Consider the following 24942-nt stretch of genomic DNA (forward strand, 5'->3'; position numbering starts at 1 on the left):
CCGAGTGTACCCGAACAACTTTTCAGACACATAGGGTCCACTTGTGACTGATTGGTATTTTTAAGTCACTACAGCGCAAATGCCTCCGCGGGCAGACTCATCAGGCATTCGCTGCCCGCCTCCACCGCTGCGCGGTGGGCAGCGGTACGCGGCAGCAGACGCTTGAAGTAGAACTCGCAGGTGGTCAGCTTGGCCTTGGCAAAGTCGGCGTCATCGTGCACCAACGCGGCAATAGCCATACGCAACCAGAGATAGGCCAGAATGACGTAGCCGCTGTACATCAAGTAATCCACGGCCGCCGCGCCAACTTCATCGGGGTTCTTCATTGCAGCCATGCCGACCTTCGTGGTCAGTTCGCCCCATTCCCCGTTCAGTTGATTGAGTTGCGCCACATAGGCCTTGAGTTGCGGGTGCTCGGCATTCGCGCCGCAGAATTTATGCACAATCCTGGTAAACCCGCGCAGCAACTTGCCCTGGCTACCCAAAACCTTGCGCCCCAGCAGGTCGAGGGCCTGAATGCCGTTGGTGCCTTCATAGATCGGCGCAATCCGCGCATCACGTGCCAGTTGCTCCATGCCCCACTCGCGGATGTAACCGTGGCCGCCGAAGATCTGCATGCCGTGGTTGGTCACCTCAAGCCCGGTGTCGGTCATAAAGGCTTTGCAGATGGGCGTGAGGAACGCCAGCAGGTCTTCGGCTTCCTGGCGCTGCCCCGCGTCGCTGCTCAGGTGTGCAGTGTCGAGTAATTGCGCAGTGAAGTAGGTCAGTGCGCGGTTGCCTTCATTGAAGGCCTTCATGGTCAGCAACATACGGCGCACATCGGGGTGCACGATGATCGGGTCGGCAGCTTTGTCCGGGGCCTTGGCGCCGGTCAGCGAGCGCATTTGCAGGCGGTCGTTGGCGTATTTGATTGCGCCCTGGAAACTCGCTTCACCGTTGCACAAACCCTGCATGCCGGTACCCAGCCGCGCGTGGTTCATCATGGTGAACATGCAGTTGAGGCCCTTGTTCGGCTCACCGATCAAAAAGCCCTTGGCCCCGTCGAAGTTCAGCACACAGGTAGCCGAGCCCTTGATGCCCATCTTGTGTTCGATGGAGCCACAGTGCACCGCGTTACGCTCACCCGAATCCGCATGGAACTTGGGCACGATAAACAAGGAGATGCCTTTAGTGCCCGCCGGTGCATCCGGCAGCTTGGCCAGTACCAGGTGGATGATGTTGGCGCTCATGTCGTGCTCGCCGGCCGAGATGAAGATCTTGCTGCCGGTGACCGCGTAAGTGCCATCGGCCTGTGGCACGGCGCGAGTCTTGATCAGGCCCAGGTCGGTGCCGCAATGGGCTTCGGTGAGGCACATGGTGCCGGTCCACTCGCCGGCCGTGAGTTTGTTCAGGTAAGTGGCTTTCTGCTCATCAGTGCCATGGGCATGGATCGCCGTCATGGCCCCGTGGGTCAGCCCGGGGTACATGCCCCAGGACGTGTTGCTGGAGCCGATCATCTCGCTCAGCACCAGGCCGAGGGACTGCGGCAGGCCCTGGCCGCCGTAAGCCGGGTCTGCCGCCACGCCGTGCCAGCCGCCCTCTACGTACTGGGCGAAGGCTTCCTTGAAACCCTTGGGGGTGGTGACCACGCCATTGTCGAAATGGCAGCCTTCTTCATCACCGCTGCGGTTGAGCGGTGCGAGTACGTTTTCGCAGAATTTTGCGCCTTCTTCGAGGATCGCACTGACCATGTCCGGCGTGGCATCCGTCGCGCCCAACGCCGCGTAATGGCCGTGGAAATCAAACACGTTGTCGATCAGAAAGCGCATGTCGCGCAGGGGTGCTTTGTAGTCAGGCATGGCGATGTCTCCGGCAGCAGATGGTTTCAACCTACTGCCGGCCAACGCCTCAAACAATCACTGTAGAACCGCTGAATACACCGCCATCACTCAACCGGCAGCGCTCTCCATGCGCACCGCACCGCGCCGGGTCTGCCCGGCCGCGACCACGCAGTTACGTCCGGCGCCCTTGGCGGCATACAGTGCCTGATCGGCGGACTTGAGCACCTCTTCAGGCGTGCGCTGCTCGGCCTGGCGCTCGGCCACGCCAATGCTGACGGTCACCGACACACTGGACGCCCCACTGCCTGCCCGACGCTGACGGCCCTGATGATCGTCATGGGGACGGTCCGGGTTGCGCAGTTTGATGTCGTAGTTGGCAATGATTTCGCGGATCTCCTCCAGGTGCGGCATGCATTCATCCAGGGTCTTGCCGGCAAACACCACGGCAAACTCCTCGCCGCCATAACGGTAGGCACGCCCGCCGCCATTGACCTTGGACAGTTTGCTGGCAACCAGCCGCAGCACCTGGTCCCCCACATCGTGGCCATGGGTGTCGTTGAAGCGCTTGAAGTGATCGACGTCGCTCATCGCCAACACATAGTTGCGCCCCAGTCGCTGCATGCGTTCATTGAGCGCGCGACGCCCGGGCAAGCCGGTCAGCTCATCGCGAAACGCCATCTGGTACGCCTCATGGGCCACACCGGCGGCAATCATGAGCATCACCTGGCTGCACATGATGTTCAGGGTAAACGGCAGGATGAAGGTTTGCGGCAGCATCCAGAACATCCCCAACAGCCCGACCAACTGCGCGGCGTGCAACGGACGCGGCTGATACCAGTACTGGGCGGCCAGGGTCACGAAGCCGATCAGGAACATCGGGTAGGAGAGCTGGATCAGGCTCATCCAACTGCCATGCAGCGCCGGCCAGCGGATCTCCGCCAGCCAGTTCAGCAAGGCCTGGGGATAACTTTGCTCGAGCGCCAACGCAACGCTGCCCACGGCGAACAGCACCGCACACCGGGCGACGAAGTCACGGAACAGGTGGGTTTTCTCCTGCCACAACGCGTAGATGCTGAACAACAGCGGCAACAACAGGCAACACAGATGAAACACCACGGCGGCGTCTTCGCGCACGCGGCCATTGTCGCGGTAGAAGTCCGTCTGGGTGTCCAGCAAGAAGTAGGTGATATACACCGTGATCATCAGGAACAGTTCACGCTGGCGCCGATACACCGCGCAATACGAACCACCGAGTAACAGCACCAGGGTCGGCAGCACATTGAACAGCGAGGTGAAGAAGACGTTGAGATCTTTGACGTACGCAGCCGAGAGCCCGGCCAGCAATAGCAGCAATGAAGGGAGAAAATGGCTGAAACGTACAGCGGACACGCGTGACAAGGGTAAAGCTCCGACCCGCCGAGAAGATGGCACAGTGCCTTCACTGCGCACAGTTAAGCACATTCAATGTGAGCTGTATCACATTGCCATCACTGTAACGGCAGCCGACCACAATCCCTGAGTGCTCCGCTGCGTTTTTTATCGCCCAATAAAAAACCGCCGCTTCCAGCGAAGCGGCGGTCTCAACAGAACCCGGTAGGGCTTAGTAAGCCAGGCCGAAGTCTTCTTCTTTCATGTCCATCAGGTTGTTGGCGCCCGACAGCATGGTTGCAACGTGAGTGCGGGTACGCGGCAGGATGCGCTGGAAGTAGAAGCGCGCAGTCTGCAGCTTGGCGGTGTAGAAAGCCTCTTCGGTGGTGCCGGCGGCCAGTTTTTCAGCAGCCAGGCGTGCCATGTCGGCCCAGAAGTAAGCCAGGCACGCGTAACCGGAGTACATCAGGTAGTCCACCGAGGCGGCACCGACTTCTTCACGGTCTTTCATCGCGGCCATGCCGACCTTCATGGTCAACTCGCCCCACTCTTTGTTCAATGCCGCCAGCGGTGCGACGAACTCTTTGACCGCTTCGTTGCCTTCGTTGGCCTGGCAGAACTTGTGCACGATCTTGGTGAAGCCCTTGAGCGCTTCGCCTTGGGTCATCAGCACTTTACGGCCGAGCAGGTCCAGGGCCTGAATGCCAGTGGTGCCTTCGTACAGCATCGAGATGCGGCTGTCGCGAACGTTCTGCTCCATGCCCCATTCGGCGATAAAGCCGTGGCCGCCGTAGATCTGCACGCCGTGGTTGGCCGATTCAAAACCGACTTCGGTCATGAAGGCTTTGGCGATGGGCGTCATGAACGCAAGCAGGCCGTCAGCCTGTTTCCTGGCTTCTTCGTCGGTGCTGTATTTGACGATGTCCACTTGCTTGGCGGTGAAGTACACCATCGCACGGTTGCCTTCGGCGAAGGCTTTCATGGTCAGCAGCATGCGGCGCACGTCAGGGTGCACGATGATCGGGTCGGCAGCCTTGTCCGGCGCTTTCGGGCCAGTCAGGGAACGCATTTGCAGGCGATCACGCGCATATTTCAGGCCGCCCTGGAAGCCGATTTCAGCATGGGACAAGCCTTGCAGCGCGGTACCCAGGCGAGCGGTGTTCATAAAGGTGAACATGCAGTTCAGGCCTTTGTTCGCCGGGCCGATCAGGAAACCGGTGGCCCCGTCGAAGTTCATCACGCAAGTGGCGTTGCCATGGATGCCCATCTTGTGTTCGAGGGAACCGCAGGTCACTGCATTGCGCGCACCGATCGAGCCGTCTGCATTCGGCAGGAACTTGGGCACGATAAACAGCGAAATACCTTTCGTACCGGCCGGTGCATCCGGCAGGCGCGCCAGTACGATGTGGACGATGTTGTCGGCCATATCGTGTTCACCGGCCGAGATGAAGATCTTGGTGCCGGAGACTTTGTAGGAGCCGTCAGCCTGAGGTTCGGCCTTGGTACGCAACATGCCCAGGTCGGTGCCGCAGTGCGGTTCGGTCAGGCACATGGTGCCGGTCCACTCGCCGGACACCAGCTTGGTCAGGTAAGCCTGTTGCTGCTCAGGCGTGCCGTGCTCGGAGATGGTGTTCATCGCACCGTGGGACAGGCCTGGGTACATGCCCCACGACCAGTTGGCCGCGCCAACCATTTCGCTCACTGCCAGCCCCAGGGATTCCGGCAGGCCTTGGCCACCGTGCTCCACGTCGTGGGCCAGGCTCGGCCAGCCGCCTTCGACGAACTGTTTGTAGGCTTCTTTGAAACCAGTAGGGGTCTTAACGCCTGACTCGCTCCAGGTGCACCCTTCGATGTCACCCACACGGTTCAACGGAGCCAGTACTTGCTCACAGAACTTGGCGCCTTCTTCGAGAATGGCGTCAACCATGTCCGGGGTAGCGTCCTGGCAAGCCGGCAGGCTCTGATAGTGCGCTTCATAACCGAGCAGTTCGTCACGAACGAAGCGAATATCACGCAAGGGGGCCTTGTAGTCAGGCATAGCGATAAACCTCTGCTGATGTATCTGGGATGAACAACCGCGTGGATGTGTTGTGGCGGTCAAACAGGTGTTTGAAACATACGTTTACGACCTGGGGTTGTCAAGCATCGTCCAGACGCCATTTGTCATGACACAAATCAATGCCATGCACGGCAAGGCCTGCGGCGGGTTGCCACAAACAGTTCAGAAGAGATTGGAGGATTGCGCAAGCGCAACCGGCTTCAGAAAGAAGCCGGTATTAACGAGAAGGGTTAAGCGTAGGTATCGATCAAGGTGCCGAGCATTGCATCCGAAGCCTTGGCGACTTTCACGCCCAGCTCCACTTGAAACTTGCCTTGGGCCATTTCGACCATGTTGCTCGCCGAGTTGGACGGCTGGGCACGATCGTTGGCTTGCAAACGGTCACGCTGTGCGTCCGAGGGCTGGGTCGTCGCGGCGCTGGCAATGTTGCCGGCGGCCTGGTCGACACGGTTCTGCCCGGTCTGAATGGTGCTCAGCCCCGAATAAAACGCGCTGCTTCCAGAGATTTCCATGGCGTAAGCCTGCCTTTAGAGAATCGTGAGCTTGAATTGAAGCAGACATTCCGGCAAAAGGCCCGTCAAAAACACTAATGGCCTATTGCCTTGCCAATAGCCAAAATCAGTCAAGCAGGTCCAGTTCCAGATGCGCGGCGACCGCATCGGCCCCGGCCTGCTTGAGTCTCGGCACCCGCCCCAGGCACGGTGCCGGCAAGCGTTCGGCCAGGGTGGCGAGGTTTTCTTCCAGACGGGAGGTCTTGGGATCGATGATATTCGCCACCCACCCCGCCAGCGACAAACCATCCCGGGCGATAGCCTCGGCGGTGAGTAAAGCATGGCTGATGCAGCCCAGGCGCACACCCACCACCAGGATCACCGGCAGCTTCAGCGCCATGGCCAAGTCCGACAGGTTGGCCTGATCGGCCAAGGGCACCCGCCAGCCACCCGCGCCTTCGATCAAGGTGAAGTCCGCCTGCTGCGCCAGTATGTGCTGCATCGGTTTCAACAGAGACTGCACCGTCAGTGCAACCCCCGCCTCCCGCGCTGCCAGGTGGGGCGCAATGGCCGGTTCGAATGCCACCGGGTTGACCTCGGCATAGGTCAAAGGCAACGAGCATTCGGCCAGCAGCGCCAAGGCGTCGCTATTGCGCAGCCCCTTGGGTGTGATCTGGCAACCCGAGGCCACCGGCTTTCCGGCGGCGGTGCTTTTGCCCGCGAGGCGCGCGGCATGCAACAAGCCCGCGGCGATCGTGGTTTTGCCCACATCCGTGTCGGTACCCGTGATGAAGTAAGCGGCGCTCATAAAGGTTTCTCCAGTACGGCGTACACCACTTGATACGTGGCGGGCAGGCCCTGGGCCTGGCGGAACTGCTCGTAAGCGTTCACCAGTGCAGCAATCCGCGCGCGGCCCGTCAACCCTCCCGGGCGACCCGGATTGAGGTTATGCGCGCCCAACGCCTTGAGTTCATGGGTCAGACTGCGCACATCCGGGTAATGCAGCACATGGGGTTGGCGCTCCAGGCTGACGACGCGCAGACCACTGGCGGCGCAGAGCTGTTGATACGCCTCGAAGGGACGGAAACGGTTGACGTGCACCAGACCATCCGCCGCGCGCCAGCTTTCGCGCAACTCATGCAATGTGCCCACGCACAGGCTCGCGAACGCCAATACGCCACCCGGTTGCAGCACGCGAAGGGCTTCGCTGAGCACCCCATCGAAATTCGCACACCACTGCACCGCCAGGCTGGAATAGATCAGCTCCAGGCTCTCAGCTTTAAGCGGCAAGCGCTCGGCATCACCGGCAATGAAATACCTCGCGCCACCCAAGGGCCTGGCGTGATTGAGCATACCTTCGGCGATATCCAGCGCCACGCCCTGGCTGCCGGGCAACCGCTCAGCCAACACACGGCTGAAAAAACCGGTACCGCAACCCATGTCCAGCCAGCGTTGTGGCGTAAAGGCCGCCGGCAGGCGAGCCAGCAATGCGTTGCCCACCGCTCGCTGCAACTCGGCGACGCTGTCGTAACTGGCGGCGGCACGGGAAAAAGACGCCGCCACCTGGCGCTTGTCCGGCAAGCCGCCCGGCAGTAAAGGCAAGGACAAATCAGTCATCAACACACTCATGCAAAAAAGCCTGGATGGCCCCCGCAACACCGTGAGGGTCTTCCAGAAGAAACGCGTGACCAGCCTGTTCAATCAGGCCGATTTCAACATCGGGCAGCAGGGCCAGCAGATCGCCGGCAGCCTCGGCCGGCACCAGCCCATCCAGGCCGGCAAACAGATGTAACTGCGGCCCACGATAGGCCTGCAACGCGGCGCGGGTGTCGAGTTGGGCGAGCAGTTCAAGCCCGGGCATCAACACGCCGGACTGCGTATGCGGCGCACCACCAAGCAACAGACGCGACAACCCGCGCGGGTCTTCGGCGCCCTTGGCACATAACAGGCCGAAGCGTTTGAGGGTGACTTGGGAGTCGGCATGGCAACCGGCGAGAAACGCATCGAAGGTTTCGGCAGGCATCGCGCTTGGCCAGCCGTCATGGGCAACAAAACACGGGTTGCTCGCCAACGTCAGCAAACCGCAGCAGCGCTCACCGCGCCGCGCCGCCAGCTCGGACGCCAGCATGCCGCCCAGGGACCAGCCGCCCAGCCAGGCGTTGTCCGGCAGCGTGGCGTCAAGTTCGTCGAGCCAGTCATCGAGGTCGCTGGATTCGAGTGCCGGCAACGGCTCGACCTGCACCTGCAAGTGCTCGTCAAGGCCTTGCAAGGCGGCAGCCAAAGGCTCCAGCGGTGACACGCCGAGGCCCCAACCGGGCAGCAATATCAGTCGGTCACGCATGGTCGGGCTCCGTGGCGCCTAACAAGCGGAAACACTCTTCCAACGCATTTAACAATAGCTGCACCTGAGCTTCGCTGTGAGCCGCCGTCAACGTTACGCGTAAACGCGCACTGCCGGCCGGCACAGTGGGTGGGCGGATCGCGGTGACCATCAAGCCGCGCTCGCGCAACATCTGGGACAGGCGCATGGCCTTGGCGCTGTCGCCGATCAGGATCGGCTGGATCGGCGTGAAGCTGTCCATCAACGCCAGGCCGATCTGCTCGGCGCCCTGGCGGAACTGGCGGATCAAGGCATTGAGGTGCTCGCGCCGCCAGTGTTCGGTGCGCAGCAGCTCGAGGCTTTTCAGGGTGGCACAGGCCAGCGCCGGCGGTTGGCTGGTGGTGTAGATATAGGGCCGGGCGAATTGAATCAGGCTTTCGATCAACGCGTCACTGCCCGCCACGAATGCCCCGGCCGTGCCGAATGCTTTACCCAGGGTGCCGACCAGTACCGGCACGTCTTCCTGGCTCAGGCCAAAATGCTCGACAATCCCGCCGCCGTGCGCGCCCAACGGGCCGAAGCCATGGGCGTCATCCACCATCAACCAGGCACCTTTGGCCTTGGTAGCGCGAGCCAGCGCGGGCAGGTCCGCCAGGTCACCGTCCATGCTGAACACGCCGTCGGTGACCACCAGCGTATTGCCGGTCGCCTTCTCCAGGCGCTTGGCAAGGCTGTCGGCGTCGTTGTGCAGGTAACGGTTGAAGCGCGCACCGCTGAGCAAGCCGGCGTCCAGCAGCGAAGCGTGGTTGAGGCGGTCCTCCAATACCGTATCACCTTGTCCCACCAGCCCCGTGACCGCACCGAGGTTGGCCATGTAGCCGGTGGTGAAGAGCAAGGCGCGCGGGCGACCGGTGAGGTCGGCCAGGGCTTCTTCCAGTTCATGGTGAGGTGTGGCGTGGCCAACCACCAAGTGCGAAGCGCCGCCGCCCACGCCCCAACGGGACGCTCCGGCGCGCCAGGCTTCGATCACCTGAGGATGGTTGGCCAGGCCCAGGTAATCGTTATTGCAGAACGCCAGGAGCGGTTGGCCGTCGACCACCACGTCCGGGCCTTGGGGGCTGTCCAGCAGGGGGCGTTGACGGTAGAGGTGTTCGGCACGGCGAGCCGCGAGGCGCGCAGCGAGATCGAAAGACATGCAGCCCTCGGCTTGGCAGGTTCAACACGGTCAAAAATGTGGGAGGGCCGGCGCGACGATTCGACGTGCCCATGATCGTCGCGCCGCCCTCCCCACATCAGCAGCGCATTTCAATCAAACGGCGGCGTTATAGAACTGCTCGCTGCTCTTTTGCTCCACCAACGCCTGCTCGATCGCCGCCTGATGCACTTCATCAGCGTGCTCTTCGCGGGCTTCCGGCAGGATGCCCAGGCGCGAGAACAGTTGCATGTCCTTGTCGGCCTGCGGGTTGGCGGTGGTCAGCAGCTTGTCGCCGTAGAAGATCGAGTTGGCGCCGGCGAAAAACGCCAGGGCCTGCATCTGCTCGTTCATCGCCTCACGACCGGCCGACAGCCGTACATGCGACTGCGGCATCAGGATGCGTGCCACCGCGAGCATGCGGATGAAGTCGAACGGGTCGATGTCTTCGGCGTTTTCCAGCGGCGTACCGGCCACTTTTACCAGCATGTTGATCGGCACCGACTCCGGATGCTCCGGCAGGTTGGCCAGTTGGATCAACAGGTTGGCACGGTCATCAAGGGACTCCCCCATGCCGAGGATTCCGCCCGAGCAGATCTTCATCCCGGAATCACGCACATAGGCCAGGGTTTGCAGGCGTTCGCTATAGGTGCGGGTGGTGATGATCGAGCCGTAGAACTCAGGCGATGTATCGAGGTTGTGGTTGTAGTAGTCGAGGCCTGCCTGGGCCAGGGCTTGGGTCTGGTCCTGGTCGAGACGGCCGAGGGTCATGCAGGTTTCCAGGCCCATGGCCTTCACGCCTTTGACCATCTGCAGCACGTAGGGCATGTCTTTGGCCGACGGGTGCTTCCAGGCGGCCCCCATGCAGAAGCGAGTCGAACCGATGGCCTTGGCGCGGGCGGCTTCTTCGAGGACCTTTTGCACCTCCATCAGTTTTTCTTTTTCCAGGCCAGTGTTGTAGTGGCCCGACTGCGGACAATATTTGCAATCTTCCGGGCAGGCGCCGGTCTTGATCGACAGCAGGGTCGACACCTGCACGCGGTTGGCATCGAAATGCGCACGGTGCACGGTCTGCGCCTGGAACAACAGGTCATTGAACGGCTGCACGAACAGTGCTTTGACTTCGGCTACAGACCAATCGTGACGCAGGGTGGCAGAGGTGCTGGCGCTCATGGGCGATTCCTTGATTATGCTTTGGCAAGCGCTGTGGGAAGGGCAATACCCACAGGCACGACACGGATGCTCGGCATATTTAAGGAAGAATCATGCACTGTCAACCGGACCACAAACACAAGGTTTACATCTGGTCAAAAAACATACACAACTGTTTAATCTGCGATGAGGCTACCGAATCAAGGGATTGTGTGTGCAACGTCTGCGAAATCGAGCTGCCATGGCTGATGGAGCAGTGCAACGTGTGCGCGTTGCCACTGCCGATGGAGGGCCTGGTCTGCGGACAGTGCCAGAAACATCCGCCCGCGTTTAAACAGGTGGTTGCGCCCTGGGCCTATGGTTTTCCGGTCGACACCTTGATCAGTCGCTTCAAGCATCAATCACGATGGCCACTGGGTCATATGCTCGCGCGCCTGCTGGGACACCACCTGCAGCATCGTTTCGACAACGCTGAACTGACCCGCCCCGACTGCCTGCTGCCGGTGCCGCTGGCACGGAACCGCTTGCGCGAGCGCGGCTTCAACCAGGCGTTGATGCTGGCGCGCTGGCTCAGTGACGCCCTCGACCTTGCCTGTGACGAACACCTGTTATTGCGCCCCCATGAAACCGTGGCGCAACAAGCACTTGATGCCAAGGCCCGCAAGCGCAACCTGTTTCGCGCCTTTGCCTTGGCCGCTGGCGCCCAGGTGCAGGGCCGGCATTTTGCGCTGGTGGACGACGTACTGACGACCGGCGCTACCGCTGACAGCCTCGCACAATTGTTGATGGACGCCGGTGCACGCCAGGTCGACGTGTATTGCCTGGCCCGAACGCCGAGACCGGGTACGTAACTTGACTCCCAAGCGCCGCGGCGGCAACGTCCGCTCATTCCATCGAAGCGTGTGCCCATGTCCCTACCCACCCTGCTCAGCCAACACATCGTCCGCCGCCCCCAGCGCATTGCCTTGCTGGCGCATATCGCCGAGCAAGGCTCAATCACCCGTGCAGCCAAGAGCGCCGGCTTGAGCTACAAGGCCGCCTGGGACGCCATCGATGAACTGAACAACCTGGCGCAAAAGCCGCTGGTGGAACGCAACGTCGGCGGCAAAGGCGGCGGGGGTGCCAGGTTGACGGCCGAAGGTGAGCGCGTATTGCGCCTCTACCAACGCTTGCAGGTGCTGCAGGCCGAAGTGCTCGGCTCCGATGAAGATGCCAGCGACTTCAACCTGTTGGGGCGCTTGATGTTGCGCACCAGTGCACGTAACCAGTTGCATGGCCAGGTGATCGCCATTGAACAGCATGGCCGCAACGACTCAATTCGCCTGCAACTGGCCGGGGGCTTGAGTCTCGACGCGCAAATCACTCACGACAGCACGCTGCGGCTGGAACTTGAGGTAGGTGTGGAAGTGGTCGCGCTGATCAAGGCCGGTTGGCTGGAAGTGCTCGCTGTCGGGCAAGCTGCAACACCTGGACACAATTGTATGAGCGGTATTATCGACACGATTCTCGACGCCGATGACGGCCCCAGCGAAGTGCGCATCACCTTGTCTAACGGCTTTGTGTTATGCGCCCTGGCGCAGCCTGCCGCGCTCAAAGCGTTGGGCGCCGGAGAGCGCCAGCCGATCCAGGTGCAATTCGCCCCGAACAATGTACTGCTCGGCACGCCGGTATAACTCGCCCGCGCCTTCAAACTGCAACAAATTCGTCACGAGGGCTCCTTAAGGTGTCTGCAAAAACCGCAGAGGGAGCCTGAAATGAGCCTATTAGAAGAAAACCAAGCCACCGACCTAGAACAGATGGTCGGCCTCACCCGCCGCCGCTTCATCGGTGCCGGTGCCCTCTGCGGTGCCGCGATGTTCCTGGGCGGCAACCTGCTCAGCCGCAGCGCCCTGGCCGTCAACGCCACCACGGCCAGCCCGCTGCTGGGGTTTACCGGCATCGCCGCCGCCAGCAGCGATGCCATCACCTTGCCGCCGGGCTACAGCGCTTCGGTGCTGATCAGCTGGGGCCAGCCGTTGCACAAGAACGCCCCGGCTTTCGATCCGTCCGGCAACGGTACAGCCAAAGCCCAGGAGCAACAGTTCGGTGACAACAATGATGGCATGAGCCTGTTCGCCTTTCCCGGCGACAACAACCGTGCGCTCATGGCGATCAACAACGAGTACACCAACTATCGCTACCTCTACGCCCATGGCGGCGCGCCGCAATCGGCCGAAGATGTGCGCAAGGCCCAGGCCAGCGAAGGCGTGTCGGTCATCGAAGTGCAGCGCAAAGGCGACACCTGGCAGTTCGTCCAGGACTCGCGCTATAACCGGCGCATCCACGGCAACTCGCCCATTCGCCTGAGCGGCCCGGCGGCGGGTCATGCCTGGCTGAAAACCAGTGCCGACAAGTCCGGTAAAAAAGCCCTCGGCACCTTCCAGAACTGCGCCAACGGCAAGACACCGTGGGGCACTTACCTGACGTGCGAAGAAAACTTCACCGACTGCTTCGGCAGCAGCAACCCACAACAAAACTTCGACGCCGGGCAAAAGCGCTATGGCGTGACAGCGGCCAGCAGAGACATCAACTGGCATCAGCATAACCCGCGCTTCGACATGGCCAAGAACCCCAATGAGCTCAACCGTCACGGCTGGGTGGTGGAAATCGACCCGTTCGACCCGCAATCCACTCCCGTCAAGCGCACTGCCCTGGGCCGTTTCAAACACGAGAACGCGGCGCTGGCGGAAACCCGCGACGGCCGCGCGGTGGTGTACATGGGCGACGATGAGCGCGGCGAGTTCATTTATAAATTCGTCAGCCGTGACCCGATCAACCACCACAACCCCAAGGCCAACAAAAACCTGCTCGACCACGGCACCTTGTATGTGGCGATCTTCGACGCGGGCGATGGCAACGCCGACCACCCCAAGGGCAAGGGCCAATGGGTCGAGCTGACCCATGGCAAAAACGGTATTGATGCCGGCAGCGGTTTCGCCAGCCAGGCCGAGGTACTGATCCATGCACGCCTGGCCGCCAGTGTGGTGAAAGCAACCCGCATGGACCGCCCGGAGTGGATCGTGGTCAGCCCCACCGACGGCCAGGTCTATTGCACGCTCACCAACAATGCCAAGCGTGGTGAAGACGGCCAGCCGGTGGGCGGGCCGAACCCACGGGAGAAAAACGTCTACGGCCAGATCCTGCGCTGGAAAGCCGATAAGGATAACCACGGCGCCAGTGAATTCACCTGGGACCTGTTTGTGGTCGCCGGCAACCCAGGCGTACACGCCGGTACGCCAAAAGGCGGCTCCTCCAACATCAACCCACAAAACATGTTCAACAGCCCTGACGGCCTCGGTTTCGACAAGGCCGGCCGCCTGTGGATCCTGACCGATGGCGACTACAGCAACGCGGGCGACTTCGCGGGCATGGGGAATAACCAGATGCTGTGTGCCGATCCGGCCACCGGAGAAATCCGCCGTTTCATGGTCGGGCCGGTAGCGTGTGAAGTGACGGGGATCAGCTTCTCGCCAGACCAGAAGACGCTGTTTGTGGGCATCCAGCATCCGGGCGAAACCGGCGGTTCGACCTGGCCGGAACACCTGCCGAATGGCAAGCCAAGGTCTTCGGTGATGGCAATTCGACGGGATGACGGCGGCATCATCGGCGCCTGATAAAATGCCATCGGAACAAGCCCCCTCCAACTGTGGGAAAGGGCTTGTTCCCGATAGCGATAGCACAGGCGCCCCTATCTCAAGCCTGGTGCGTTACCATACCCGGCCGGACGCGGCGCCCTGCTGCGCGCAGGAGTTCGCATGGCCCATCCGTTTGAAACACTCACCCCTGACCTGGTTCTTGACGCCGTCGAAAGCATCGGTTTCCTCAGCGATGCTCGCGTAATGGCACTCAACAGCTACGAAAACCGCGTCTACCAGGTGGGTATCGAAGGCTCCGAGCCGCTGATCGCCAAGTTCTACCGACCACAGCGCTGGACCAACGAAGCGATTCTCGAAGAACACCGCTTCACCTTCGAACTGGCCGAGTGCGAAGTGCCGGTGGTAGCCCCGCTGATCCACAACGGCGAAAGCCTGTTCGAACACCAGGGCTTCCGCTTCACGCTGTTCCCTCGTCGTGGCGGCCGGGCGCCGGAGCCAGGCAATCTCGACCAACTTTATCGCCTTGGGCAACTGCTCGGCCGTTTGCACGCGGTGGGCGCCACCCGTCCGTTCGAACACCGTGAGGCGCTAGGGGTGAAGAACTTCGGCCAGGACTCCCTCAACACCCTGCTTGAAGGCAATTTCATTCCCAAGAGCCTGCTGCCGGCCTACGAGTCCGTGGCCCGCGACCTGCTCAAGCGTGTGGAAGAGGTGTACAAGGCCACACCGCACACGAACATCCGCATGCACGGCGATTGCCACCCCGGCAACATGATGTGCCGCGATGAGATGTTCCACATCGTCGACCTGGATGACTGTCGCATGGGCCCAGCAGTGCAAGACCTGTGGATGATGCTCGCCGGTGATCGCCATGAATGCCTGGGCCAGCTGTCGGAACTGATGGACGGCTACCAAGAATTCCACGACTTCGACCCACGGGAACTGGCCCTGATCGAACCCCTGCGCGCCCTGCGCCTGATGCATTACAGCGCCTGGCTCGCGCGACGCTGGGATGACCCGGCGTTCCCCCGCAGCTTCCCCTGGTTTGGCAACGAACGGTATTGGGGCGATCAGGTGCTGGCGTTGCGCGAACAACTGGCCGCCCTCAACGAAGAACCCTTGAAGCTGTTCTGACCACTTTATGGGAGGGGCAAGCCCCTCACATGAAGCAAGGCCAATCCCATCAGCTGACAAATATCCTTACAATCACGCCTTTGTCAGTTGCCTAAGCAAGGATTTTGCAATGCAAGCCGCCAACCCCCGCAAGGGGTACATCCTGGGCCTGAGCGCCTATGTCATCTGGGGTCTGTTTCCGCTCTACTTCAAAGCCATCGCCAGCGTACCCGCCGCCGAAATCATCGTGCACCGCGTGTTGTGGTCGGCGCTGTTCGGCGGCTTGCTGTTGATGGTGTGGAAACACCCGGGCTGGTTCCGCGAGCTGCGTGACAATCCCAAGCGACTGGCCATCCTGGCACTCAGTGGTTCATTGATTGCAGCCAATTGGCTGACCTATGTGTGGTCGGTGAACAGCGGACGCATGCTGGAAGCGAGCCTGGGTTACTACATCAACCCGCTGGTGAATGTACTGTTGGGCATGCTGATCCTCGGCGAGCGCCTGCGCCGCCTGCAATGGGTCGCCGTCGGGCTGGCGGCGGCGGGTGTGGCGCAACAGGTATGGCAGGTGGGCAGTTTGCCGTGGGTGTCGCTGGCGCTGGCGCTGACCTTTGGCTTCTACGGGCTGATCCGCAAACAGGCACCTGTCAAAGCGTTGCCCGGGCTGGTGGTGGAGACGTGGATGCTGGTGCCGATCGCCATCGCATGGCTGCTGTTCAACCCTTCGGCCCACAGTGCTCAGCTTGAGTTCTGGGGCACTTCCGAAGCCTGGTGGCTGGTAGCCGCCGGCCCGGTGACGCTGATCCCGCTGGTATGTTTCAACGCTGCCGCAAGGCATTTGCCCTACACCGCACTGGGCTTTTTACAGTACGTGGCACCCACACTGGTGCTGCTGGAAGCCGTGCTGCTGTTCGGCGAACACCTGGCACCCAGCACCCTGATTGCCTTCGCCTTTATCTGGGCGGGGCTGGTGGTGTACAGCCTGGATGCCTGGATGAGCGTGCGCAAACGCTGATCAAATAACGTACAAATCCCTGCAAGCCACAGTGCACGTGGCTTGCAGGCATCCACCCCAAGGTTATCCACAAGCTGATCCCCGCCATTTGTGCACAAGCCCTTGAAACTGCTCGTTTTTTGCTCAAGTAGCGGAGAAGCACGGCCAGCGCGGCCTGGCCTCGAGTCTCTACAGGTTATCCACAGGCCCATGCAAGATTTCCATGCATAACCTTGTGGGTGGATCATTCCTCGTTGTGCAGTTCCACCATCAAGTCATCCGCCAAGGTTTCCAACGACTCCTGCAACGTGTCCAGGGACAATGTCGACGGCACCTGCAATAACGCCTCGGCAGTGAACAATGGGTCGCCGCTCATGGGGGCCGGGCGTACATCCGTGCTCAGGCTCTCCAGGTTCACGCCCTGCTTACTCAACAACGCCGTGATCTCGCGCACAATGCCCGAGCGATCATTACCCACCAACGTCATCACGATCGACTTGGATGTAGAGGCCTGCCCGCTGCTGCCCTCCCCCACCAGCACGCGAATGCCGTGTGTGGATAAGTCGTCCAGCGCATTCACCAGGTTCTGACGATTCTCAGCAGGCACACTGACCCGCAGGATGCCGGCGAATTGCCCGGCCATATGCGCCATTCGGCTTTCCTGCCAGCTGCCACCGTGGGTGGCGATGTTATGCGCGATGCGTTCAACGACGCCGGGTTTGTCGGCGGCGATAATTGTGAGTACAAGATGGTCCATGGCGAAGCCCTCTGGAATTCAACCTACAAGGTGGACGCAGGCGCCCTCGAAAACAAATCGTGTACCATTTTTATATTTATCTGGAACAATCCAATAGTTTTTTGAGAACATCTCATTCTCCGCTGTGACCGTACGACCAAAGTGGGTCGCTAAACGACGTATTTAGTCTAATTTTCACAACCGCAAGTCATCATGTAGTATGCAAACCTGTGCACTACATAATGAAAATCTGAAAAAGCGCATAAGCTCCGCAGAGTGAGGCAAGCAATGACTGAACACGTTCAAGTCGGTGGCCTGCAGGTCGCCAAAGTCCTGTTCGACTTCGTGAACAACGAAGCCATTCCCGGTACCGGCATCACTGCCGACCAGTTCTGGGCCGGCGCCGACAAGGTTATCCATGACCTGGCACCGAAGAACAAAGCCCTACTCGCCAAACGCGACGATTTCCAAGCGCGGATCGATACCTGGCACCAGACCCATGCCGGCCAGGCCCACGACCCGGTGGCTTACAAAGCCTTCCTGCAAGACATCGGATACCTGCTGCCAGAAGCCGCAGATTTCCAGGCCACGACCCAAAACGTCGATGACGAAATCGCGCGCATGGCCGGCCCACAGCTGGTCGTGCCGGTGATGAACGCCCGCTTTGCCCTCAACGCCTCCAATGCGCGTTGGGGCTCGCTGTATGACGCGCTGTATGGCACCGACGCCATCAGCGAAGCCAATGGCGCCGAGAAGGGCCAGGGCTACAACAAAGTACGGGGCGACAAGGTAATTGCCTTCGCTCGCGCCTTCCTCGACGAAGCCGCACCGCTCTCGGCGGGCAGCCACGTCGACTCCACCGGCTACAAGATCGTCGATGGCAAGCTGATCGTCAGCCTCAAGGGCGGCAGCAACAGCGGCCTGCGCGACGACTCGCAACTGATCGGCTTCCAGGGCGACAGCGCCCAGCCGATTGCCGTGCTGCTCAAGCATAACGGCCTGCACTTCGAGATCCAGATCGACGCCAGCACGCCAGTCGGCCAGACCGACGCCGCCGGCGTCAAAGACGTGCTGATGGAAGCGGCGCTGACCACCATCATGGACTGCGAAGACTCCGTCGCCGCCGTCGATGCCGATGACAAAGTGGTGATCTACCGCAACTGGCTCGGCCTGATGAAAGGCGACCTGGCCGAAGAAGTGGCCAAGGGCGGCAAGACCTTCACCCGCACCATGAACGCTGACCGCGTTTATACCGGTGTAGATGGCCAGGACGTAACCCTGCACGGCCGTTCGCTGCTGTTCGTGCGCAACGTCGGCCACCTGATGACCATCGACGCGATTCTCGACAAAGCCGGCAATGAAGTGCCGGAAGGCATCCTCGACGGGCTGATCACCAGCCTGGCGGCGATCCACAGCCTCAACGGCAACAGCAGTCGCAAGAACAGCCGCACCGGTTCCGTATACATCGTGAAACCGAAGATGCACGGCCCGGAAGAAGCCGCGTTTACCAACGAGCTGTTTGGCCGCATCGAAGAGGTGCTGAACCTGCCGCGCAACACCCTCAAAGTCGGGATCATGGACGAGGAGCGCCGCACCACGGTCAACCTCAAAGCCTGCATCAAGGCGGCCAGCGAGCGCGTGGTGTTCATCAACACCGGCTTCCTAGACCGTACCGGCGATGAAATCCACACCTCCATGGAAGCCGGCGCGATGGTGCGCAAGGCGGCCATGAAGGCGGAAAAATGGATTGGCGCTTATGAAAACTGGAACGTCGATATCGGCCTGAGCACCGGCCTGCAAGGTCGTGCGCAGATCGGTAAAGGCATGTGGGCCATGCCCGACCTGATGGCGGCAATGCTCGAACAGAAAATCGCCCATCCACTGGCAGGCGCCAACACCGCCTGGGTGCCGTCGCCTACCGCGGCAGCACTGCACGCCCTGCACTACCACAAAGTTGATGTGTTCGCGCGTCAGGCCGAACTGGCCAAACGCGAGCGCGCTTCGGTGGACGATATCCTGACCATTCCTCTGGCGACCAACACCGACTGGTCTGACGAAGAGATCCGCAACGAACTGGACAACAACGCCCAGGGCATCCTGGGTTATGTGGTCCGCTGGATCGACCAGGGTGTTGGCTGTTCGAAAGTGCCGGACATCAACGATGTGGGCCTGATGGAAGACCGCGCCACCCTGCGTATCTCCAGCCAGCACATCGCCAACTGGTTGCGCCATGGCATCGTCACTGAAGCCCAGGTGCTGGAAAGCCTCAAGCGCATGGCGCCGGTGGTGGACCGTCAGAACGCCGGGGATGCGCTGTACCGCCCACTGGCGCCGGATTTCGACAGCAACATCGCGTTCCAGGCAGCGGTGGAGTTAGTGATTGAAGGCACCAAGCAGCCGAATGGATATACCGAGCCGGTATTGCACCGTCGGCGTCGGGAGTTCAAGGCTAAAAACGGGCTTTAAATACCCGTGAAAACCAAAGAAGCCCTGTCTCGAAAGAACAGGGCTTCTTTGTGTGGCAAAGGTTAATTTGAAGTACATCTGAACGTACCGTTGAGCGCCACTTTCTTGTCCCCGGACTCCAAGCGCACGTTCAATAGAATGCCCCTGTGCGTAAATTCTGTTCCAAATGGACGCTCGACCTCCAACAGGATTTCCCCTGCTGTCGCTTCATAAAAAAGCGTCCCATCGGGGTCCGTGTAGGTGATACGTCTGAACCCGGCGACGGGAAAGGTATGCAAGCCTGCGGGCACATCGTGACCATAATCGGTTTGTATGCGTTCAGGCCACTCTCCCAGGATACCGGTCCAGGACAAGTACCCGATCGTCTCTCCTGTTGTAAAGAAACGCGCGGTATTGTCACGTAATACCAAGATCTGGGCGTCTCCCGATACCATCCTGGCTTTAGCCGCCTGAAGTGCATCTTCGTCCACTTCAAAATAAGACTTGCTCATAAAAATAACTCCTGTTCATGGGTTTAATGAGGTGGCCGTCATGACCGCCCCTCAGACCACTAAACAGCAGTTACGCAGGCACGCCTACTGTCATAAATGACAGTAGGATCATCAAGCCGATAACCGGTATTACTGCACCATCCCCAACTCCCGCTTCACCAACTTCGCCAGCTTCACGCTATCAATCGGCTTGAGCAGGAAGTCCACCACGCTCAAATGCATGGCATCGATCACATCGGGGGCTTCAGCGTCCCCCGACATGATGATGATGGGCAACGCCGCCCGGGAGGATTCGCGTACCTGACGGATCAGTTCCAGGCCATTGCTAGGTGCCATGCGCAAGTCGGTGATCAACAAACCGATGGAGCTGTTGGTGTTGAGCAAATCCCATGCTGCCTCGCCACTCTCCGCGGTCAAGCAGCGAATACCATTCAGACCCAGAATTTCCGCCAGCAACTCACGCGCGTCTTTGTCGTCGTCAACAATCAGCACACGTTGTGGCGGTAAATCAGGTTCCAGCATCACGGCGCTCAGCGCCTCACGCTCGGCATCGCTCAGAATATCGTGGTCGGTCATACATCTCTCAGCAGTTCTCATCATCTCCCAGCACACTCGTCAGACATCTGCTGAGGGGAGAACAATGTGCACTTCGTCGGAAAGTTTGCCTAGTGGGTGTTCTACGGGTTTTGCACGATAGCTTGTAAGGTTTTTCCCTAGTCATGAATCGTTTAGCCGCTACCTAGACTTACGTCCAATGGGCACCCGCGGCACGGGAGTTGACCATGAAGGACGATAACGACAAAAAACTGCGGTCACTGTTATGAGTAAAGCTGATGCTTTCACGCAGGCGGGAAAAACCGCCGTGTTGCAGAACATCCACGGCACCCTGCAATTCCTGCAACGCTTTCCCCCGTTCAACCAGATGGAAAATGCCCACCTGGCATTTTTGGTTGAACAATGCCAATTGCGCTTCTATGCCCCCGGCGACAGCATCCTGAAACCGTCAGGCGGCCCGGTTGAACACTTTTATATCGTCAAGCAGGGTCGCGTCGTGGGCGAGCGACCGGACAGCACCGAAACCACCTTCGAAATCACCACCGGCGAGTGCTTCCCCCTCGCCGCCCTGCTCGGTGAACGGGCCACACGTACCGAACACAAGGCCGCCGAAGACACCTTCTGCCTGCAACTGAACAAACCGGCCTTTATCAAGCTGTTCGCGCTTTCCAGCCCGTTTCGCGACTTTTCCCTGCGCGGGGTCAGCAGCCTGCTGGATCAGGTCAATCAACAAGTCCAGCAAAAAGCCGTGGAAACCCTCGGCACTCAATATTCGCTGAACACCCGTCTTGGTGAGTTGGCTATGCGCCACCCGGTCACCTGCTCTCCGTACACGCCGCTGCGCGAGGCGGTGACGCTGATGCACGAGCAGCAAGTGGGCAGCATCGTGATCGTGGATGAACATAAAGCGCCCCTGGGGATTTTCACCCTGCGCGACTTGCGCCAGGTGGTGGCCGACGGCACGAGCGATTTCAACCGGGCCATAGAAGGCCATATGACCCAGGCGCCGTTCTTCCTGAGCCCGGACCACAGCGCCTTTGACGCCGCCATCGCCATGACCGAACGGCACATCGCCCATGTGTGCCTGGTCAAAGACCAGCGCCTGTGTGGCGTGGTGTCCGAGCGAGATCTGTTTTCCCTGCAACGGGTCGATCTGGTGCACCTGGCGCGCACCATCCGCAATGCGCCCCGCGTGGAAAACCTGGTGGCGCTTCGCGGCGAGATCGGCCAGTTGGTCGAGCGCATGCTGGCCCACGGCGCCTCTTCTACCCAGATCACCCACATCATTACCTTACTCAACGATCACACCGTGTGCCGGGTGATCGAACTGACGCTTGCCGAAAAAGGCGACCCGGGCGTGCCATTCAGTTGGTTGTGTTTCGGCAGCGAAGGTCGCCGTGAACAGACACTGTTCACCGACCAGGACAACGGTATTTTGTTCGAGGCCAGGGACGCCGCCGAAGCCGCATCGATCCGGGCGCGGTTGTTGCCCTTGGCACAGCAGATCAACCAGAGCCTGGCGTTGTGCGGCTTCAGCCTGTGCAAGGGCAATATCATGGCCGGCAACCCGGAACTGTGCCTGTCACGGGCCGAATGGGCGCGGCGCTTCGCAGCGTTCATACGCGAGGCGACGCCGGAGAATCTGCTGGGGTCGAGTATCTATTTCGACCTGCGGGTGGTGTGGGGCGATGAGCGCGGTTGCGAACAACTGCGCCAGGGCATTCTGGATCAGGTTGCGGATAACCGGCTGTTCCAACGCATGCTGGCCGAGAACGCCCTGCGCCAGCGTCCGCCAGTCGGGCGTTTCCGAGAGTTTGTGCTGACGCGCAAAGGCGGCGAAAAAGCCACGCTCGATCTCAAGGTGCAAGGCCTGACCCCCTTTGTCGATGGCGCGCGCCTGTTGGCCCTGGCCAATGGTATTCACGCCAATAACACCCTGGAGCGTCTGCGCCAACTGGTGCTCAAGGACGTCATCGAAGCGCTTGACGGCGCCGCCTATGAAGAGGCGTATCACTTTATCCAGCAAACCCGCATGCAGCAGCACCAGTTGCAAACCCGCGAGAACCTGCCGTACTCCAACCGCGTCGACCCCGACAGCCTCAACCACCTGGACCGGCGCATCCTGCGTGAATCTCTGCGTCAGGCTCAACGCCTGCAAAGCAGCCTGACCGTGCGGTACCAGCTGTGAACTGGCTCGGTTGGCTACGCCCGAAAAAACCCGGGCTCGACGCGGCACAACAGCAGCGCCTGGAGCAACTGCCCAAAGCCGTGGTACTGGGCGACGGCCCCCTGCGCAGCCAGCGTTGGGTGGTGGTGGACCTGGAAACCAGCGGCCTGAACCTCAACCGTGACCAGGTACTGTCGATCGGCGCCGTGGTGATTGAGGACGGCGCGGTGGACTTCTCGCAGCTGTTCGAGCGCACCCTGCAACGCACCGCGACCAAACTCAGCCCCAGCGTGCTGATCCACGGCCTGGGGCCTAGCGCGATCGCCGCCGGCAGCGACCCCGTCGACGCGTTGCTGGACTTTATGGCGTTCGTCGGCGACAGCCCCCTGCTGGCTTTCCACGCCCCCTTCGATCAACACATGCTGTGCCGGGCGCTCAAGGACAGCCTGGGCTATCGCCTGGCCCATCCGTTTCTCGACGTCGCCGACATTGCCCCGCTGCTATGCCCCGACGCAAATATTCGCGAAGCCGGGCTCGATGACTGGATCAACCACTTCCACCTGCAAGTGGGCGAGCGCCATCACGCCAGCGCCGATGCATTGGCCACGGCGGAGCTGATGCTTATTCTGTTCAGCCGCGCACGCCAGCAACAAATCGACTCACCGCAGCAGCTGCAAGAACGCTTGAGCCAATGGAAACGGCGTAAACAAGCGCCATCGTTTTAATAGCACCGCCCGACGGACGCCAATTGCACCTGCCCGACGTCTCTGACACAATCGCGAATAATTCTCGTTAGTTTAAACTTCTTGTTTATTCGGTGATGCCTTGTCGTCGGTCCCAAACCCACATAGTGAGCTGGTTGGCGCGTTGTATCGCGACCATCGTGGCTGGCTGTTGGCGTGGTTGCGACGCAACGTGGCCTGCCCGAGCCGCGCCGAAGACCTCAGCCAGGACACGTTCATACGCCTGCTGGGGCGTGACGAGTTGCGCGAACCCCGTGAGCCACGGGCGTTTCTGGTGGCAATCGCCAAAGGTTTGCTGTTCGACTACTTCCGTCGCGCGGCGCTGGAACAGGCCTATCTCAACGAACTGATGCTGATCCCGGAAAGCGAACACCCTTCGCCGGAAGAGCAGCACATGATCCTCGAAGACCTCAAAGCCATCGACCGCCTGCTCGGCAAGCTGTCGAGCAAGGCCCGCGCCGCCTTCCTCTATAGCCGCCTCGACGGCCTGGGCCACGCAGAAATCGCCCGGCGCCTCGGGGTGTCGGTGCCCCGCGTGCGCCAGTACTTGGCCCAGGGCATTCGCCAGTGCTACATCGCACTGTATGGCGAGCCGCTGTGACAGGTTCCCGAGCGGTTTCGGCCCGCGTGCTGGATGCGGCGATCGCCTGGCAACTGTCCCTCGATTCCGGTGACGGCAGTGCGGTGGAGCAGGAGGAATTTGCCAAGTGGCTGGCCAGCGATGAAGAACATGCGCGGGCCTGGCGCCAGTTGGGCATGCTCGACCAGCGTTTCAGCGTGGCGTCGGGCCCGGCGCGGGCGGCGTTGTTGCAGTCGCGTGAAGGTATTCGCCAGCGCATGCGCAAGCTGGGCAGCGGCCTCGCCAGTATCGCGCTGGTGTGCGGCCTGGCGTTGCTGGCCGGTGAGCGCTACGTGCCCATCCACTATTGGTTGGCCGACCAACGTACCGCCACCGGCGAGCAGCGCACGCTGAAATTGGCGGACGGCACGCAGATCAACCTCAACACCCACAGTGCCATAGACGTACGTTTCGATGAAAAACGCCGGCTGATCGTGTTGCAGGAAGGCGAGATCCTGATCGAGACGGGGCACAACGATGGCCGGCCATTCTACGTGCAAACCCGCGACGGCAGCCTGCGCGCACTGGGCACGCGGTTTATCGTCAGGCGCGAAGACCGCGCTACGCGCCTGAGCGTGTTGCAGTCTGCCGTGGCTGCCCAGCCCGAGGCGCTGCACCAGGAACAGATCTTCAAAGAGGGCCAGCAAGTGCTGATGCACAGCGATGGCCTCGGCCCGCTGCTTGCCGTCCCCCCTGCCAGCGACGCCTGGACCCGCGGCATGCTGGTGGTGGAAAACGCCCGCCTGAGCGATGTGGTCGACGAGTTGAGCCGTTACCGCACCGGCCACCTGGGTGTGGATAAAGACGTGGCCGACCTGCGCATCACCGGCAGCTTCCCGCTGCACGACACCACCCTGGCGCTCAATGCGCTGTTGCCCACGTTGCCGGTGCGAATTGAGCAGCGCACACCGTGGTGGGTGACGGTGAGAAGTAAGCCTTAAGTTCGGCAGTGACTGGGCTTGCTCCCGATAAAACGCTGAAGCCCCCCTCAAAGCGCTCGATGCAAAAATATTTTCATCCT

General features: G+C 60.8%; 22 protein-coding genes. 10 read left to right on the forward strand and 12 right to left on the reverse strand.

The annotated features are described in order from the left end of the window. Positions 1 to 68 precede the first annotated feature (68 nt). The 9 genes from M5B97_RS24250 to bioB form a co-directional block, all read right to left on the reverse strand. The gene (locus tag M5B97_RS24250; protein ID WP_248732904.1) at positions 69 to 1838 is read right to left on the reverse strand and encodes an acyl-CoA dehydrogenase C-terminal domain-containing protein; all 1770 of its coding nucleotides are present in this window, start codon (positions 1836 to 1838) and stop codon (positions 69 to 71) included. Between the two features lie 90 nt (positions 1839 to 1928). Next, positions 1929 to 3218 (reverse strand): GGDEF domain-containing protein, encoded by a 1290-nt coding sequence (locus M5B97_RS24255; protein WP_123717295.1) that lies wholly within the window; start codon positions 3216 to 3218, stop codon positions 1929 to 1931. A gap of 202 nt (positions 3219 to 3420) precedes the next feature. Next, a complete protein-coding gene (locus M5B97_RS24260) occupies positions 3421 to 5226 on the reverse strand; it encodes a phenylacyl-CoA dehydrogenase (protein ID WP_248732905.1) in 1806 nt (601 codons plus the stop codon). Positions 5227 to 5477: 251 nt separating this feature from the next. Beyond that, complete coding sequence (locus M5B97_RS24265) at positions 5478 to 5759, reverse strand: pyrroloquinoline quinone biosynthesis protein PqqE (RefSeq protein WP_123717293.1); 282 nt, start codon at positions 5757 to 5759, stop codon at positions 5478 to 5480. A gap of 106 nt (positions 5760 to 5865) precedes the next feature. Next, the gene (gene bioD, locus M5B97_RS24270; RefSeq protein ID WP_134659023.1) at positions 5866 to 6546 is read right to left on the reverse strand and encodes a dethiobiotin synthase; all 681 of its coding nucleotides are present in this window, start codon (positions 6544 to 6546) and stop codon (positions 5866 to 5868) included. After that, the gene (gene bioC, locus M5B97_RS24275) at positions 6543 to 7355 is read right to left on the reverse strand and encodes a malonyl-ACP O-methyltransferase BioC (RefSeq protein ID WP_248732906.1); all 813 of its coding nucleotides are present in this window, start codon (positions 7353 to 7355) and stop codon (positions 6543 to 6545) included. Before bioC ends, bioD begins: the two co-directional genes overlap by 4 nt. Beyond that, complete coding sequence (locus M5B97_RS24280; protein ID WP_248732907.1) at positions 7348 to 8079, reverse strand: alpha/beta fold hydrolase; 732 nt, start codon at positions 8077 to 8079, stop codon at positions 7348 to 7350. Before M5B97_RS24280 ends, bioC begins: the two co-directional genes overlap by 8 nt. Next, positions 8072 to 9253: an 8-amino-7-oxononanoate synthase gene (bioF, locus tag M5B97_RS24285; RefSeq protein WP_123717289.1), complete on the reverse strand. Its 1182-nt coding sequence runs from the start codon at positions 9251 to 9253 to the stop codon at positions 8072 to 8074. The genes M5B97_RS24280 and bioF overlap by 8 nt, the downstream gene beginning before the upstream one ends. 114 nt (positions 9254 to 9367) lie before the next feature. Continuing rightward, complete coding sequence (gene bioB, locus M5B97_RS24290; RefSeq protein ID WP_248732908.1) at positions 9368 to 10423, reverse strand: biotin synthase BioB; 1056 nt, start codon at positions 10421 to 10423, stop codon at positions 9368 to 9370. Positions 10424 to 10515: 92 nt separating this feature from the next. On the opposite strand from bioB, the gene M5B97_RS24295 reads away from it, so the two are divergent. The 5 genes from M5B97_RS24295 to rarD all read left to right on the forward strand — a co-directional run bounded on the left by M5B97_RS24295 (position 10516) and on the right by rarD (position 16165). Further along, positions 10516 to 11253, forward strand: a complete 738-nt coding sequence (locus M5B97_RS24295; RefSeq protein WP_248732909.1) for a ComF family protein — start codon at positions 10516 to 10518, stop codon at positions 11251 to 11253. 57 nt (positions 11254 to 11310) lie between these two features. Beyond that, the gene (locus M5B97_RS24300) at positions 11311 to 12075 is read left to right on the forward strand and encodes a TOBE domain-containing protein (RefSeq protein WP_248732910.1); all 765 of its coding nucleotides are present in this window, start codon (positions 11311 to 11313) and stop codon (positions 12073 to 12075) included. Between the two features lie 81 nt (positions 12076 to 12156). Continuing rightward, entirely contained in the window at positions 12157 to 14055 is a 1899-nt protein-coding gene (locus M5B97_RS24305; RefSeq protein ID WP_248732911.1) for a PhoX family phosphatase, read from the forward strand. A 141-nt stretch (positions 14056 to 14196) separates the two neighbouring features. After that, positions 14197 to 15171, forward strand: coding sequence for a serine/threonine protein kinase (locus tag M5B97_RS24310; RefSeq protein ID WP_123717284.1), 975 nt, complete (start codon positions 14197 to 14199; stop codon positions 15169 to 15171). 109 nt (positions 15172 to 15280) lie between these two features. Next, complete coding sequence (gene rarD, locus M5B97_RS24315) at positions 15281 to 16165, forward strand: EamA family transporter RarD (RefSeq protein WP_134659035.1); 885 nt, start codon at positions 15281 to 15283, stop codon at positions 16163 to 16165. 223 nt (positions 16166 to 16388) lie between these two features. On the opposite strand, the gene M5B97_RS24320 is transcribed toward rarD, so the two are convergent. Further along, positions 16389 to 16901, reverse strand: coding sequence for an ACT domain-containing protein (locus M5B97_RS24320; protein ID WP_248732912.1), 513 nt, complete (start codon positions 16899 to 16901; stop codon positions 16389 to 16391). A gap of 267 nt (positions 16902 to 17168) precedes the next feature. Between M5B97_RS24320 and M5B97_RS24325 the strand changes: the two genes are divergently transcribed. After that, on the forward strand, positions 17169 to 19346 hold the full coding sequence (locus M5B97_RS24325; protein ID WP_248732913.1) for a malate synthase G: 2178 nt from the start codon (positions 17169 to 17171) through the stop codon (positions 19344 to 19346). Between the two features lie 62 nt (positions 19347 to 19408). Here the strand turns inward: M5B97_RS24325 and M5B97_RS24330 are convergent, their stop codons facing one another. Continuing rightward, entirely contained in the window at positions 19409 to 19837 is a 429-nt protein-coding gene (locus M5B97_RS24330; RefSeq protein WP_248732914.1) for a hypothetical protein, read from the reverse strand. A gap of 129 nt (positions 19838 to 19966) precedes the next feature. After that, positions 19967 to 20413 carry a response regulator gene (locus M5B97_RS24335; protein ID WP_123717279.1) on the reverse strand — a complete coding sequence of 149 codons (447 nt, stop codon included), beginning with the start codon at positions 20411 to 20413 and terminating at the stop codon, positions 19967 to 19969. A gap of 244 nt (positions 20414 to 20657) precedes the next feature. Here M5B97_RS24335 and M5B97_RS24340 point away from each other — a divergent pair, with 244 nt between their 5' ends. The 4 genes from M5B97_RS24340 (at position 20658) to M5B97_RS24355 (ending at position 24862) form a co-directional block, all read left to right on the forward strand. Next, positions 20658 to 22580: a putative nucleotidyltransferase substrate binding domain-containing protein gene (locus M5B97_RS24340; RefSeq protein ID WP_248732915.1), complete on the forward strand. Its 1923-nt coding sequence runs from the start codon at positions 20658 to 20660 to the stop codon at positions 22578 to 22580. Beyond that, positions 22577 to 23284, forward strand: a complete 708-nt coding sequence (locus M5B97_RS24345; protein ID WP_248732916.1) for a 3'-5' exonuclease — start codon at positions 22577 to 22579, stop codon at positions 23282 to 23284. Before M5B97_RS24340 ends, M5B97_RS24345 begins: the two co-directional genes overlap by 4 nt. Before the next feature lie 100 nt (positions 23285 to 23384). Beyond that, complete coding sequence (locus tag M5B97_RS24350) at positions 23385 to 23903, forward strand: RNA polymerase sigma factor (protein ID WP_123717276.1); 519 nt, start codon at positions 23385 to 23387, stop codon at positions 23901 to 23903. Further along, complete coding sequence (locus M5B97_RS24355; protein WP_248732917.1) at positions 23900 to 24862, forward strand: FecR family protein; 963 nt, start codon at positions 23900 to 23902, stop codon at positions 24860 to 24862. The genes M5B97_RS24350 and M5B97_RS24355 overlap by 4 nt, the downstream gene beginning before the upstream one ends. The last annotated feature ends 80 nt before the right edge of the window (positions 24863 to 24942 follow it).

Source organism: Pseudomonas sp. MWU13-2517, assembly GCF_023242545.1.
Taxonomy (GTDB): Bacteria; Pseudomonadota; Gammaproteobacteria; order Pseudomonadales; family Pseudomonadaceae; genus Aquipseudomonas.